12 protein-coding genes are annotated in these 14435 nt (G+C 61.4%); 11 read left to right on the top strand and 1 reads right to left on the bottom strand.

Translation table 11 applies throughout. The features are described from left to right. The first annotated feature begins 5 nt into the window (after positions 1-5). A complete protein-coding gene (locus tag GM655_RS20820) occupies positions 6-1049 on the top strand; it encodes a succinylglutamate desuccinylase (RefSeq protein WP_155436593.1) in 1044 nt (347 codons plus the stop codon). Positions 1050-1072: 23 nt separating this feature from the next. Here the strand turns inward: GM655_RS20820 and GM655_RS20815 are convergent, their stop codons facing one another. Beyond that, on the bottom strand, positions 1073-2032 hold the full coding sequence (locus tag GM655_RS20815; RefSeq protein WP_155436592.1) for a LysR family transcriptional regulator: 960 nt from the start codon (positions 2030-2032) through the stop codon (positions 1073-1075). Positions 2033-2141: 109 nt separating this feature from the next. Here GM655_RS20815 and GM655_RS20810 point away from each other — a divergent pair, with 109 nt between their 5' ends. The 10 genes from GM655_RS20810 (at position 2142) to GM655_RS20765 (ending at position 14418) form a co-directional block, all read left to right on the top strand. Continuing rightward, positions 2142-3680, top strand: a complete 1539-nt coding sequence (locus GM655_RS20810; RefSeq protein WP_155436591.1) for a class I adenylate-forming enzyme family protein — start codon at positions 2142-2144, stop codon at positions 3678-3680. Positions 3681-3843: 163 nt separating this feature from the next. Next, positions 3844-6240, top strand: coding sequence for a TonB-dependent receptor (locus GM655_RS20805; RefSeq protein WP_155436590.1), 2397 nt, complete (start codon positions 3844-3846; stop codon positions 6238-6240). 63 nt (positions 6241-6303) lie between these two features. Further along, complete coding sequence (locus tag GM655_RS20800) at positions 6304-7188, top strand: alpha/beta fold hydrolase (RefSeq protein ID WP_155436589.1); 885 nt, start codon at positions 6304-6306, stop codon at positions 7186-7188. Positions 7189-7209: 21 nt separating this feature from the next. Then, positions 7210-7710: a MaoC family dehydratase gene (locus GM655_RS20795; protein ID WP_155436588.1), complete on the top strand. Its 501-nt coding sequence runs from the start codon at positions 7210-7212 to the stop codon at positions 7708-7710. Next, positions 7691-8896, top strand: coding sequence for a substrate-binding domain-containing protein (locus GM655_RS20790; RefSeq protein WP_196308817.1), 1206 nt, complete (start codon positions 7691-7693; stop codon positions 8894-8896). Before GM655_RS20795 ends, GM655_RS20790 begins: the two co-directional genes overlap by 20 nt. Positions 8897-8908: 12 nt before the next feature. Next, positions 8909-9685 carry an ABC transporter ATP-binding protein gene (locus GM655_RS20785; RefSeq protein ID WP_155436587.1) on the top strand — a complete coding sequence of 259 codons (777 nt, stop codon included), beginning with the start codon at positions 8909-8911 and terminating at the stop codon, positions 9683-9685. Next, positions 9678-10403 carry an ABC transporter ATP-binding protein gene (locus tag GM655_RS20780; protein WP_155436586.1) on the top strand — a complete coding sequence of 242 codons (726 nt, stop codon included), beginning with the start codon at positions 9678-9680 and terminating at the stop codon, positions 10401-10403. Before GM655_RS20785 ends, GM655_RS20780 begins: the two co-directional genes overlap by 8 nt. Positions 10404-10414: 11 nt before the next feature. After that, a complete protein-coding gene (locus GM655_RS20775; RefSeq protein WP_229632675.1) occupies positions 10415-11437 on the top strand; it encodes a branched-chain amino acid ABC transporter permease in 1023 nt (340 codons plus the stop codon). A 33-nt stretch (positions 11438-11470) separates the two neighbouring features. Beyond that, positions 11471-12574 carry a branched-chain amino acid ABC transporter permease gene (locus GM655_RS20770; protein WP_155436585.1) on the top strand — a complete coding sequence of 368 codons (1104 nt, stop codon included), beginning with the start codon at positions 11471-11473 and terminating at the stop codon, positions 12572-12574. Between the two features lie 368 nt (positions 12575-12942). Further along, the gene (locus tag GM655_RS20765) at positions 12943-14418 is read left to right on the top strand and encodes an APC family permease (RefSeq protein ID WP_161033378.1); all 1476 of its coding nucleotides are present in this window, start codon (positions 12943-12945) and stop codon (positions 14416-14418) included. The last annotated feature ends 17 nt before the right edge of the window (positions 14419-14435 follow it).

Here is a 14435-nt window from a genome sequence, read left to right as displayed (position 1 = left end):
GTGCAATGAGTCAGATCAGTACTGCACTGCCAGCAGCAGTGCGCGCTCTCGCTGAGGCGGATTTCAGCGTGGTCGCGCAGCGTTTCACTGCTGCCGGATATGCCGTCGGCCAGCCGGCGGACGGCATCCTCACCATCCAGCGCGCTGCAGATACTGCGGCCAGTGTTTCATCCGGCGGCTCCGCCTCTGCGCCGCGCCCTGCCGTGGTGCTGTCGGTGGGCGTGCATGGCGACGAGACGGGACCGATTGAAGTGCTGGCCTATCTGCTCGATCAGCTATCGCTCGATGTGGCGGATCAACCGGCTGCGCTGGCAGTCGATCTGATGCTGTGCGTGGGGAATATCGATGCGATTCGCGCCGGTAAGCGCTTTATCGATGCGGACTTGAACCGCATGTTCCGCACCGAGCGCGGTACGCTGGCCGGAACCGCCGAAGCGGCGCGTGCCGATGTGATGGTGGCCGCTACCAGCGATTTCTTCCACAGCGCTGGCCCGGTGCGCTGGCACCTCGATCTGCACACGGCCATCCGGCCTTCCGTGTATCCGGCATTTGCCATCGTGCCGGAACTGATCGCCGATCAGCCGCGCCAGCAACTGCTGCACTGGCTCGGACATGCCGGTGTGGGCGCTGTCATCATGAATCCGGCGTCGGTGGGCACGTATAGCTACTACTCGGCCGAATACCATCAGGCGGCAGGTACGACGATCGAACTGGGACGTATCGGCACGCTGGGCAACAACGACATCGGCCAGTTCGCCGATGCCTCGGCGGCGCTCGATGCGCTGCTGCGCGGTGTGGCGCCAGCCACGCAGGCACGCCAGCCGCATATCTTTGCCACGGCACGCCAGATCATCAAACTGAGCGACAACTTCCGCATGGCCTTTGGGCGCGAGACGCATAACTTCACGGCCATGCGTCAGGGCGAAGAGATTGCGCGCGATGGCGACACCGTCTACACGGTGCAGTATCCGGAAGAGCTGGTGGTGTTCCCGAATCCCGATGTGCGGGTGGGCTTGCGCGCCGGCCTGATGGTGCACCGGATAGGCTAGCTAGCCTATCCGGCTGGTGCTGGCTAGACGTTGATGGCCACCGGCTCCATGCGTGGCTCTATCATCTGCTGGGTGTAGTGCGACGGCAGGAATAGCTGGTCCTTCTGGCTTTCCACCGTGGCACGCAGCCAGTCCCACACGGTACGTACGCGCTTCTGGCCATACAGGTCGGACGGTGCGACCAGCCATAAGGTGCGGTGGGCATACACGATATCGGGCAGCACCGGCACCAGATCCGGATATTTGCGCGCTGCATACGGCGGCGCCATCACCAGCCCTATGCCGGCATTGGCTGCTTCGCACTGGGCCAGCATGCCGGTGGCGCAGAAGCGCCGCTTAGGCACGATGCCGATTTCATCCAGATAGTTCAAACCTGTGCTCATCAACTGCGTCTGCACGTAGTCGATGAACAGGTGTTCGGCCAGATCTTCCTTGCGCGTGATGGGCGCGAACTTGGCCAGATAGCTGCGCGAGCCGAACAGGTAGTAGCGGAAGCAGCTCAGGCGCGTGACCATGTAGCGCCCCGTTTCCGGTGCGTCCAGCGTGATGCTGAGGTCTGCCTCGCGGTTGGCCAGATTGGCGAAACGCGGCAGCAGCAGCAGATCGAGATGCAGTTCGGGATTGACGGTCACCAGCTCCTGCACGCGCGGCGCCACCAGCACGGAGCCCAGTAGTTCGGGCGATCCTAGCCGTACCACGCCGCGTGCGCCCTGCATTTTGCCGGCCAGTTGTTCGAGCGCGGACATGGCCGCCGTTTCCATCAGCTCCGCATGGGGTACCAGTGCGCGGCCCTGCTCGGTGAGTTCATAGCCTTCGCGCCGGTGGTCGAACAGCGGCGTGCCGAATTCGTGTTCCAGCCGCTGTATGCGGCGCGCCACAGTGGTGTGGTCGACCGCGAGCCGGCGCGCAGCGCCCGTCAGGGTGCCGGCACGGGCCAGCTCCAGAAAGTAGCGCAGGTCAGTCCACTCGGGCAGTTTATTCATGCGATTGATTGTGCAACAACGCACAACGGGTTGGCAAGAATTCCCGTTTCCGCCGTGGTTTCTTGTCTCTAAAATCCGCACACATTGAATTCCCGACCTTGAGGATGTTATGGATGCCTTGTGTATTGCCGGCCTGCTTGCGCACCATGCGCGCTATCAGCCCGAAGCAGTGGCGGTGGTATTTGGCGAGCAGCGCCTGAGCTGGCGCGAGTTCGCGGCGCGCTGCGGCGAGCTGGCGCAGGCCATGGCGCAAGCCGGTGTGCAGCCGGGCGACCGCGTGGCCACGGTGCTGGGCAACTGCCTGGAACTGCTGACCATCTACTGGGCCTGTGCCGATCTCGGTGCGGTGGCGGTGCCGCTGTCGCCGCTGTTGCAATGCAGCGGTCTGCAATCACTGCTGCAGGATGCGGCACCCAAGATCGTGTTTGCCAGCGAAGCGACGCAGGCCGACGTGAGCGCAGCGATCGCTGCGCTGAGCGTGCCGGTGCGGCTGGTGTGCGTTGCAGCAGTGCCGGCCGCGCACAGTTATGCAGGCTTTGTTGCGGGCTGCGCAGCCATGCAGCAGCGCCCGCACTTCACGCCCGAACATCCGTGCAACATCATGTACACCAGCGGCACCACGGGGCAGCCGAAAGGCATACTGCTCACACATCGCGTGCGCGCCCATTATGCGGCGCTGATGGCCAGCATCTTCCGTTTGACGCCGGAATCGGTAGTGCTGCACACGGGCGCGATCGTCTTCAATGGCGCCTACGTGATGATGATGCCGGCCTTTGCGCAGGGCGCGCGCTATGTGCTGCATGGTGCTTTCGATGCGCGTGCTTTCGTGGCGACGGTGGCACGCGAAAAAGTCACCCACACCATGCTGGTGCCTTCGCAGATCGCTGCGATACTTGATCTGCCCGATCTCGATCCCGTTCAACTGCTTTCATTGCAGGTGGTGCTGTCGCTCGGTGCACCGTTGCCGCTGGCACGCAAGCAGGCGCTCGAGTCATTGCTGCCGGGGCGGCTGCATGAGCTTTACGGATTGACGGAAGGTTTTATCACCGTGCTTGATAGGCGCGACACGGCGCGCAAACTGGGTTCGGTGGGCGTGCCGCCGCCGTTCTTCGAACTGCGCATCGTGCGCGAAGATGGCAGCGAAGCGGAGGTGGGCGAGATCGGCGAGATAGCAGGGCGCGGGCCGCTGCTGATGTCCGGCTACTACGGCCAGCCTGAACTGACGGCGCAGACCATACGCGATGGCTGGCTGTACTCGGGCGATATCGGCCGCATCGATGAGGAAGGCTATCTGTATCTGGTCGACCGCAAGAAGGACATGATCGATAGCGGCGGCGTGAAGGTCTATCCGCGCGACATAGAAGAAGTGATTGCGACCCACCCTGATGTGGCCGAAGTGGTGGTGTTCGGCGTGCCCGATGAGAAGTGGGGCGAGACGCCATTCGCTGTGGTGCAAATGAAACAGACCTTCGGCAAGGTCTGCACCCCCGAGCAATTACGCGACTGGATTAATGTGCGCGTTGCCGCACGGTATCAACGAGTCAGCGCTGTTGCGCTGGTCAGCAGTTTTCCCCGTAACGCCGCAGGAAAAATCCTGAAACGCGAACTGCGCGCGCCCTACTGGGAAGGCCGTGAGCGGGCAATCTAATAAATTGCGCTAATACGCCACGGCAACGTCGGAGGGAGCTGTGCATTTCTGCACACATGCCGTGCATGGCTTCATCTTTATCTATGTTGTCATAACGGGCACACTTCAGCGCAATGCCCGACATGGTGCATATAAATACTAAAAAATAACTGGAGGAGATGCTATGCGTTTTTCGAAACAAGGCACGCTGGTGCTGCGTCGTTCCGTTGCAATGATGGTGGCCGCTTCGGCTATTTCCGGTCTGGCTGCCGGTCAGGCCTTTGCTGCCGCTGCTGCTTCCGCTGATGCTGCCGCAGCCGCCGCTGCAGACGTGGCAGCGGATCCTGTCGCTGCAGCTGCTGCGAACGAACCGGACAAGGTAATCGTTACGGCCCGCCGTCGCGCCGAGCTGATACAGGATGTGCCGGGTTCGGTCACGGCCATCTCCGGCACGGCACTGGAAAAATCCGGCATCCCCGATCTCATCGGTCTCGCTGATGCGCTGCCGAACACCACGCTGAAAACTTCGCGCGCCACCAATACCACGCTGACCGCCTTCATCCGCGGTATCGGCCAGCAGGATCCGGTGGCCGGCTACGAGCAGGGCGTGGGCATCTACCTCGACGACGTGTATCTGGCCCGCCCGCAAGGTGCGTTGACCGATATCTACGATCTGGATCGCATCGAAGTGCTGCGTGGCCCGCAAGGTACGCTGTACGGCCGTAACACCATAGGCGGCGCCGTGAAGTATGTCACGCGCCGTCTGGCCAAAGGCAATACGCTGGATATGAAAGGCACCATCGGCAGCTACAACCAGCGCGATCTGGTGGTGAAAGCCAGCGGCGAATTGTCCGACATGCTGCGCGTGGGTGGCACCGTGGCCACCTTCAATCGCGACGGCTACGGCAAGAACGTGCTGAATGGTCTCGACAACTACAACAAGAAAGTGGTGGCTGGCCGCGTCAGCGCCGAGCTGACGCCGTCGGCTTCGCTGTTCGTGCGTCTGTCGGCCGACCGCACGGTGGATGATTCGCTGCCTAAGCAGGGCTACCGTCTGACCAACGGCCCGGCGCCAGCCAATGAAACCCCGCTGTCCGGCCCTTACGATACCCGCGCCAATCTGTACACGGTGCTGGGCCACGACCAGCAGGTAACTACCGAAGGCGGCAGCCTGCTGGTGGACTACGCGATCGATCCTACCCTGTCGTTCAAATCGATCACGGCTTACCGCAGCAGCAAATCGTATGCACCGATCGACTTCGATTCGCTGAATACGCCGCTGTTCGAAGCGCCAGCCATCTATACCGACCGTCAGGCCAGCCAGGAATTCCAGCTCACCTACACCGGCTCGCGCTGGCAGGGTGTGGCGGGCGTGTTCTACATGAAGACCAATGCCTTCAATGAATTCGATGTGCTGTACAACGCTGCCGGTGGCCTGTCGCTGTACACCCGTGATGATATCGATAGTAAAACCTGGGCGGCGTTTGCCGATGCCAGCTACAACGTCAGCGATGATTTCAACATCAACATCGGTGGTCGCTACACCAGCGATGAACGTCAGGCCGCTATCTACAAGCGCACCTATCTGGGCCTGAAAGGTTCGCCTACGCTGGGCAACCCTGCTGCAGTAGGCGGCGCAGCCAATACGGATCTGGGCAAGAATGATCTGAACCGCACCGATACCAAGTTCACCCCTAAACTGGGTCTGGGCTGGAAGATCGACCGTCAGAACAATATGTATGCATCCTACTCGGTGGGCTTCAAGGGCGGCATGTTCGATCCGCGTATGGATCTGACAGCATCGGGTGGCCCGAACACGGCTGCTTCGCTGCAGAAGCGTCAGGGCGTGGCACCGGAAGAAGTCAACTCCTACGAACTGGGCCTGAAGTCCAACCTGAATGGTGGCCGTCTGCAGACCAACGTGGCGGTGTTCTATAGCGATTACAAGAACGTGCAGATTCCCGGCTCGATTCCTACCTTCGCCGCAGATGGTAGCGTGAACGGCTTCGCCGGTACGCTGACCAATGCCGGTAAGGCCAAGATCACCGGTCTGGAACTGGAAGCGATTGCCCGCGTGACCGACCAGTTCACCGTGAGCGCCATGTTCAGCGCCATCGATGCCAAGTACAAGGAATGGATGGTCGCCAACGGCAAGACGCTGGCCAACGTGGCCGATCAGGCCGAGTTCCAGAATACGCCCAAGACTTCGGCTAACCTGAGCGCTACCTACGACTGGCCGTTCGCAGCCTTCGGCCGTGCCGGTACGCTGTCGCTGAATAACACCGTGTCGTACAAGAGCAAGGTGTATCAAAGCGAAATGGTGCGCATGACCGGCATCGCTTCGATCGACGCGACCGTGCCGCAGAACCTGATGCTGGCACAGGAAGGCTTCGGCCTGTGGGATGCCGGTCTGGTTTGGACCAGCAGCGACCGCAAACTGCAACTGGCGCTGAACGGCCGCAACCTGCTCGATAAGCGCTACAAGGTGGCTGGCTATGCCTTCGGTGGCTTCTTCAATACCGTGACTACCTTCTACGGTGATCCACGTACCGTCAAAGCTTCGCTGTCGGTGAAGTTCTAAGCAAGGGGCGGCGCACGGCGCGCGAGCGTCGTGCGCCGTTTTTGTTTTTCTGCACGGAGTCCTATGATTACTTCCGAACTTCCCTACGTCGAGCGGAGCTGGCGTAGCCACGATGGTCTGCGCCTGATGGCGCGCGATTACGCGCCTGCTGCCGGTCCGGCACGCTGCCCCATCGTCTGCATCCACGGTCTGACGCGCAACAGCGCCGACTTCGAAATGGTGGCACCATGGCTGGCGGCGCAGGGGCGGCGCGTGATATCGGTGGATATCCGTGGCCGTGGAAAATCCGAATACGACAGCAACAGCGATAACTACAATCCGCTCGTGTATGCGCGCGATGTGGCGCAGTTGCTGGAAGAACTGGGCATCGCCCGCGCCGTGTTCATCGGCACCTCGATGGGCGGCATCATCACCATGACGATGGCGATGCGCTACCGCCACCTGATCGCCGCTGCAGTGCTGAACGATGTGGGCCCGCAGTTGTCGCAGCGCGGCCTGTCGCGCATTGCCGGCTACGTGGGCACGGGCGTGCCGGTCGATACCTGGCAGGCGGCAGCGGCGGCCTGCAAAGGCATCAATGCCGTGGCCTTCCCGCACTACACCGATGCCGACTGGTTGCACTGGGCGCACCGTACTTTCGGCCAGAACGCCGATGGCAGCTTCCGCCCGCAATATGATCCGGCCATCGCGATTGCCATTAAACAGGGCAAGATTAAAACCAGCTCGCTGATGGCACGCTGGGCCTTCCGCCGGCTGGCGCGCAAGGTGCCGACCATGCTGCTGTACGGTGGCATCTCGGATCTGATCGAAGCACCGCAGATCGCAGCCATGCGCGCCGATGCGCCGCACATGAAAGTGGTGGAAGTGCCCGGTGTTGGACATGCGCCTATGCTGAACGAAGTGGAAGCGCAGGCTGCACTGAGCGCCTTCCTTGCCATCGTGCCGTAAGCGGAGCTATACGAGATGGAGATGATTTCAACTGACCATGTGGCCCGTGTGCAGGCGCGTGTGGGTGAGCGTCTATGGTTGTCGGACTGGGTCTGCATAGAGCAATCGCGCATCGACGGCTTTGCTGCAGCGACGGGCGACCATTACTGGCTGCATACCAACCCTGAACGGGCGCGGCGCGAAAGCCCGCTCGGCAGCACGATCGCGCATGGCTTCCTCACCATGTCCATGCTGGCGCCTAGCTGTCTGCATGCACTGCTCGATGTGCTGGGCGCCGACGAAGTACTCAATTACGGTGTCGAGAATCTACGCTTCCTGGCGCCGGTGCTGTGCGGTGCGCGTGTGCGCAGTTCCATCGTGCTGCGTTCGGCCGTGGCCAAGCCCGGTGAGCGGGTGCTGGTAGGATTAGACTGCAGTGTCGAAATAGAAGGGCAGCAGCGCCCAGCTTTGGTAGGCCAGTCGCTGATGCTGATTCACTTTCCCAATCAAATAGGAGTTACCCATGCCGCACAAGCTGCGTAATACCGTCTGGGCTGCCATCAGCCTGCTGGCCTGCACCGCGCTGGCACAGGCCGCGCCACTCAAGGTTGCGCTGATCACCAGCAAAAGCCATCCCGCCTTCGAAGCCTATGCGCGCCAGACCGAGGCCGGTTTCATGCTGGGACTGGAATATCTGACACAGGGCACCATGACGGTAGAGGGCCGCAAGATCGTCGTCATCAACAAGGACGATCAGGGCAAGCCGGATATGGCCAAAGCCCTGCTGACGGAAGCCTATGTGGATGATGGCGCTGATATCGCCGTGGGTACTACCACTTCCGGCGCGGCGCTGGCCATGTTGCCGGTGGCAGCAGAAATGAAGAAGGTGCTGGTGGTGGAAGCGGCTGTGGCTTCCGACATCACGGGCAAATTCTACAACCGCTACATCTTCAAGACTTCGCGCAATTCCTTCCATGACGCCTGTGCGGGTGCTGCTGCCACCATGGCGCCGGCCAGTCTGGCGTTTCTGGCGCAGGACAATGTGTTCGGCAAGGACGGTATTGCCGCTGCACGCGACTGCTTGAGCAAGATGGGCAGCAAGGCCAAGGTGGTGCATGAGGAATATGCACCGCCGGCCAGCACGGATTTCACTGCACCGGGTCAGCGTCTGATCGATGCGCTCAAAAAAGCGCCGGAGCCGCGCTTCCTCGTGGTGGCATGGGCGGGCAGCAGCCCGGTCAACAAGCTGGCCAATCTGCAGCCGGGTCGCTACAACATTACGCTGGTCCCGGGCGGCAATCTGCTGCCGGTGATGAAGGGCTGGAGCGCCTATGCCGGTTCGGAAGGCTCGCTGTACTACTACTATGACTTCCCCACCAATGCCATGAACCGCTGGCTGGTGGCCGAGCACAAGAAACGCTTCGCCGGCACGCCGCCGGACTTCTTCGTGGCCGGTGGTGCAGCAGCCGCCAGCGCCGTGGTGCAGGCGCTGCGTGCGACCAAGGGCAGCAGCGATACCGAGAAGCTGATTACTGCTATGGAAGGCATGAACTTCGAGACGCCCAAAGGCACCATGACCTTCCGCAAGGAAGACCATCAGGCCATGCAGCCGATGTACCACTTCCGCATCAAGGCCAAGGACAAGCAGAAGAACGAGTGGGATCTGCTGGAACTGGTGCGCGAGATTCCGGCGAACCAGTTGCCTATCCCGATCAATAACAAGCCTTAACATTACAAGCACATGAGTGATAGCCACCGCATCACCCTTGCCACCGAGGGCCTGGGTATCCGCTTCGGCGGGCACCAGGCCGTGCAGGACGTGACGGCCAGTTTCCGCGCCGGCGAGCTGACGGCCATCGTCGGCCCCAATGGTGCGGGCAAGACGACTTACTTCAATCTGATTTCGGGCCAGCTAGCCGCCACCAGTGGCAGTGTGCGGCTGCACGGGCAGGACGTGACATCGTTCAGTGCGGCGCGCCGCACCCGCCTCGGTATAGGCCGCGCCTTCCAGTTGACTAATCTGTTCCCGCAACTGAGCGTGCAGGAGAATATCCGGCTGGCCGTGCAGAGCCGCGCCGGTGTGGGCATGCGCATGTTCTCCGTGTGGTCGGAACAGAAGGCCGTCAACCAGCGCACGGCGCAGATACTGGAGCAGGTGACCATGGGGCCGCTGCGCGACCAGATTGCGGCGACGCTGTCGCATGGTAATCAGCGCAAGCTGGAAGTGGCCATGCTGCTGGCGCTCGATCCGGAAATCTTCATGTTCGATGAGCCGACTGCGGGTATGAGCGTGGATGAAGTGCCTGTGCTGCTGGAACTGATCCATCAGATCAAGGCCATGCGCGACAAGACGGTGCTGCTGGTCGAGCACAAGATGGATGTGATCGGTGCGCTGGCAGACCGCATCATCGTGCTGCATCAGGGCTGTCTGATGGCGGACGGTGATCCGGCCGAAGTGATGGCGCTGCCACTGGTGCAGCAAGCCTATCTGGGATCGACGGGAGTGCGGCATGAGTGAACCCTTATTGAAACTGAGCGGGGTGCACACCCATATCGAGCAATACCATATTTTGCATGGGGTGGATCTGGTGGTGCCGCGCGGCGAACTGACCGTGCTGCTGGGCCGTAACGGCGCCGGCAAGAGCACTACGCTGCGGACCATTATGGGGCTGTGGCGTGCTTCGGCCGGTAGCGTGCAGTTCGACGGACGCGAACTGGCCGGTATGGAGACGCCTGATATTGCGCGGCAGGGCATCGCCTACATACCCGAGAACATGGGCATCTTTGCCCAGCTTACCGTGCAGGAGCATTTGCAACTGGCCTGCCGCAGCGGCAAGCCCGATGCGGCGCGGCTGGACTGGATCTTCGGTATCTTCCCCGCGCTGGAGCGCTTTTGGCACCAGCCGGCCGGTACGCTGTCCGGTGGACAGAAGCAGATGGTGGCGATTGCGCGTGCCATCATCGAACCGCGCCGATTGATACTGGTGGACGAACCGACCAAGGGGCTGGCGCCGGCCATCATCGACCATCTGGCCGAAGCATTTGTGCAGCTCAAGGCCAGCGCCACCACCATCCTGCTGGTGGAGCAGAATTTCGGCTTCGTGGCGCGGCTCGGTGATTCGGTGGCCGTGATGGATGGCGGCGTGATCGTGCACAGTGGCCGCATGGCCGATCTGGCAGCCGATCAGGATTTGCAAACCCGTTTGCTGGGGCTTTCGCTCGCAGCGCATCAATAGAGAGGAACACGATGACGGCTATGCCTCCTGCCGCGACAGCGGCCGAGATGATGTTGCCGCGTAAGCGAGTCGACTACCAGCCATGGTATGTGCTGGCGGTGATACTGGCGCTGACCTGGCTGTGGGTGGGCGACAGCGCCACGTGGCTGACGCTGACCGTGGCTGGGCTGGCCATGGGTATGCTGCTGTTTATCATGGCCAGCGGCCTGACCATGGTATTCGGCCTGATGGGCGTGATGAATTTCGGCCATGGTGCGTTTATCACCGTGGGCGCATACGCTGCCACGTTGGTGCTGCTGCGTCTTGGTGACTGGCTGCAGGCTGACGCCATTGGCCTGAATGCGGCGGCACTGGGGCTGGCGCTGCTGGCTGCGGTAGCCGTGACGGCGGCGCTGGGCTGGGTCTACGAGCGGCTGATTATCCGCCCCGTGTATGGCAATGCGCTGATGCAGATATTGATTACCTTCGGTGCTGCCACCGTGCTGCAGGAACTGGTGACGGCCATCTGGGGCGCCGAGCTGATTCCGCTGACGCGTCCCGCTGCTTTCGATGGCGCATGGGTGTTCGGCGATGCGGTGATCGAGAAGTTCCGCGTGCTGTGTGCTGCTGCGGGCCTGCTGGTGTTCGGCGCCATGATGTTGATCCTGCACGGCACCCGCATCGGCTTGCTGGTACGTGCCGGTGTGGCGAATGGCGAAATGGTGCAGGCGCTCGGCTATCGCGTGCGTACGCTGTTTGTCGGCGTGAGCGTGGCTGGTGCAGCACTGGCCGGCATGGGCGGCGTGCTGTGGGGGCTGTACCGTCAGGAGCTGACCACCAGCATAGGTGCCAGCAGTCTGGTGTCCATTCTGATCGTCATCATCATTGGCGGCATGGGTTCTGTCGGTGGCTGCTTCCTCGCGTCGCTGCTGGTGGCACTGGCCAGTAACTACGTGGGCTTCCTCGCACCCAAGGCAGCGCTGCTGTCCGAAGTGGGGCTGATGCTGGTGGTGCTGGCATGGCGTCCGCGCGGGCTGTATCCGCTTACACATTGACTTTGCATTGACTGTGCATTGAGATCGACGACTATGAGCATCCATCTGCTTTCGAATGAACTGCCGCGCAGCCGCCGCCTCAGCGTGGCGCTGGTGGCGATTGTGCTGCTGCTGGCGCTGGCACCTTTCCTGTTCCCCGGTGCGCGCGCCATCAATGCGGCGGCCACCATCTGCATCTTCGTGGTGTTGACGGCCTCCTATGATCTGATGCTGGGCTATACGGGGATTATCTCGTTTGCACACACCATGTTTTACGGCGTGGGTGCTTACGGCGTGGGGCTGGCGCTGCTGCATCGTGGCCCCAGCTTCAGCTCCGTGCTGATCGGGCTGGGCGCGGCCATGCTGGTGTCGCTGGCGCTGGCCTTGCTGATCGGCGTGTTCTCGCTGCGCGTGCAGGCCATCTTCTATGCCATGGTGACGCTGGCCATCGCTAGCTGCGTGAGCGTGATGACCAGCCAGTTCCCTGAATGGACGGGCGGCGACGATGGCCTGACCATCCCCGTGCCTGAATTTCTGAGTCCTGCGTTCCGTCTGCTGGAAGGGCCGCTGTTCGATAAGGTCATCAACGGCAAGGTGATTACCTACTATCTGCTGTTCGTGGTGGCACTGCTGGCTTTCCTGCTGATGCTGCGCATCGTCGCCTCGCCGTTTGGGCGGGTGCTGCAAGCGATCCGCGAAAACGAGTTCCGTGCCGAAGCCATTGGCTATCACACGGCGGCCTACCGCACGCTGGGCAGTGTGCTCGGTGCGCTCGGCGCCACGCTGGCCGGCGCCATGCTGGTGCTGTGGCTGCGCTATCTGGGGCCGGATACCACGCTGTCGTTCGCCATCATGCTGAACGTGCTGCTGATTACCTTTATCGGCGGGCGCGGTACGCTGTATGGCGCGGTGCTCGGTAGTGCGCTGTACATCGTGGCACAAACCTATCTGATCGATCTGATGAAGTGGGCCAGCGGTGCGCTGGTGCAGGGGGCGGCGGCGCAGGCCGGGTCCTCGCTGGAGCCGGTGCTGGCCTTGCTGGCGCGGCTCGTGCATGCCGACCGCTGGTCGCTGTGGATGGGGGTGTTGCTGGTGTTGTCCGTGTATTACTTCCCTACGGGGATAGTCGGACGCTTGCGCGCCCGACGTGCGGCTTGAGCTGGCCGGGGAGCGGCCGGATTAAACGCGGATCAGCACGGCAGCCACGGTGGCGGCCACGCCCAGCAAGACAAAGGCGGCGCCAGCCATAACCGGCGTCACGCGGCGCGAGACGGTGGGGATCTTCTTGATGGGCATGGCGGGCTCCTCTAAACAGGTAAAAAGTGACTGTAGATTAACGGTTGTATTGCCGCCAATCTAGACATTACGCTGTATCAAAAGTAAGCAGGTGTAACCGCCAGCGCACAGTGTTGGTGCGGGATAAATGTGAGTTGTTTTTTAACACACACAAACTTTAGGGCCACGGGCTGGAACAGCCTATAATCGCTAAGTTTTTTGCCCGAATATATATCCCACAAGGAATGCCTGTGAACCAAACGCTGGTCCAGAAACTGACCCGTACCAAGCCGGTCAGCCATCACCAAGAAACTGCTCCTACCAGTAGCAATAGTCTGCACCGTTCGATCGGCCTGTTTCCCCTCACCATGATCGGGGTTGGTGCCACCATCGGCACGGGGATTTTCTTCACCATGGTGGAAGCCGTGCCCAAGGCCGGCCCTTCAGTGATTCTGTCCTTCCTGATCGCCGCGATTACGGCCGGTCTGACCGCGCTGTGCTATGCCGAACTGTCGTTCCGCATTCCCGCTTCCGGGTCTTCCTATTCCTTCGCCTACGCGACCGTGGGGGAATTCCTCGCCTTCATCATGGCGGCCTGTCTGCTGCTCGAATACGGGCTGGCGGCCAGTGCCACGGCGATAGGCTGGTCCGATTATCTGAACAACTTCCTCAATAATGCCTTCGGCTGGCATATAGCCGAGGTGCTGCGGTCGCCGATGATTGTATCCACGCCCAAGGGCATAGAAATACATAGCGGCAATATCAACCTGCCGCCTATGCTGCTGGTGAGCCTGTGCTGCTTCCTGTTGATACGCGGTGCGAAAGAATCGGCCACGACCAACGCCATCATGGTGCTGATTAAACTGGCGATTCTGATTTTCTTCGTGGTGATTGCGTTCTCCGGCTTTGATATCAACAATTTCCATCCTTTCTTCAGCCCGGATAATGGCGTGCATTACACCGGCATGGCTGGTGTGACGGCGGCTGCCGCGACCGTGTTCTTCTCGTTTATCGGTCTCGATACGGTGGCAACGGCCGGCGAAGAAGTGCGCGACCCGAAGCGCAACGTGCCTATCGGCATTCTGGCTGCGCTCGGTATCGTGACGCTGTTCTATATGCTGGTGGCTGTAGCGGCCATGGGCGCGCAGCCGGCTTCCAAGTTTGCCGGTCAGGAAGCGGGGCTGGCCGTGATTCTGCAAAACGTGACGGGCAAGACCTGGCCTGCGCTGGTGCTGTCGGCCGGTGCCGTGATTTCCGTGTTCAGCGTGACGCTGGTGACTATCTACGGCCAGACGCGGATTCTGTATGCGATCTCCAAGGATGGCCTGATTTCGCCATCGTTCAACAAGGTTAGCGCCCGCACGGGTTCGCCGGTGCGCAATACGCTGATCGTGTGTACCGTGGTGGGCCTGGTGGCTGGTTTCGTCGATGCCACCTTCCTGTGGGACATGGTCAGCATGGGTACGCTGACGGCCTTCATTGTGGTCTCGCTGGCCGTGCCGGTGATGCGCCGCCGCGCCGAGCAAGCGGGTGAGCCAGCCGTAGCGGGCTTCCGCGTGCCGTTTGGCCCTTACGTGGTGCCCGGCCTGAGTATCGGCGCCTGCCTGTATCTGATGTTCGGCCTGTCGATGACCACCTACACCATCTTCGTAATCTGGATGAGCGCGGCCATCGTGACCTATCTGCTGTACGGCATGCGCCATTCGCGCCTAAATAAAGCCGCCTGATTCTGCTGTAAATATTG

Origin of the sequence: Pseudoduganella danionis, from assembly GCF_009720775.1 — a bacterium.
In the GTDB taxonomy this organism is placed as follows: Bacteria; Pseudomonadota; Gammaproteobacteria; order Burkholderiales; family Burkholderiaceae_D; genus Rugamonas; species Rugamonas danionis.
This window is presented reverse-complemented; position numbering and strand designations above follow the sequence as displayed.

Excerpts from the sequence above, each read along its gene's own strand:
- GM655_RS20820 (WP_155436593.1), top strand. The coding sequence starts at position 6 with ATGAGTCAGATCAGTACTGCACTGCCAGCAGCAGTGCGCGCTCTCGCT.
- GM655_RS20815 (WP_155436592.1), bottom strand. The coding sequence starts at position 2,032 with ATGAATAAACTGCCCGAGTGGACTGACCTGCGCTACTTTCTGGAGCTG.
- GM655_RS20810 (WP_155436591.1), top strand. The coding sequence starts at position 2,142 with ATGGATGCCTTGTGTATTGCCGGCCTGCTTGCGCACCATGCGCGCTAT.
- GM655_RS20805 (WP_155436590.1), top strand. The coding sequence starts at position 3,844 with ATGCGTTTTTCGAAACAAGGCACGCTGGTGCTGCGTCGTTCCGTTGCA.
- GM655_RS20800 (WP_155436589.1), top strand. The coding sequence starts at position 6,304 with ATGATTACTTCCGAACTTCCCTACGTCGAGCGGAGCTGGCGTAGCCAC.
- GM655_RS20795 (WP_155436588.1), top strand. The coding sequence starts at position 7,210 with ATGATTTCAACTGACCATGTGGCCCGTGTGCAGGCGCGTGTGGGTGAG.
- GM655_RS20790 (WP_196308817.1), top strand. The coding sequence starts at position 7,691 with ATGCCGCACAAGCTGCGTAATACCGTCTGGGCTGCCATCAGCCTGCTG.
- GM655_RS20785 (WP_155436587.1), top strand. The coding sequence starts at position 8,909 with ATGAGTGATAGCCACCGCATCACCCTTGCCACCGAGGGCCTGGGTATC.
- GM655_RS20780 (WP_155436586.1), top strand. The coding sequence starts at position 9,678 with ATGAGTGAACCCTTATTGAAACTGAGCGGGGTGCACACCCATATCGAG.
- GM655_RS20775 (WP_229632675.1), top strand. The coding sequence starts at position 10,415 with ATGACGGCTATGCCTCCTGCCGCGACAGCGGCCGAGATGATGTTGCCG.
- GM655_RS20770 (WP_155436585.1), top strand. The coding sequence starts at position 11,471 with ATGAGCATCCATCTGCTTTCGAATGAACTGCCGCGCAGCCGCCGCCTC.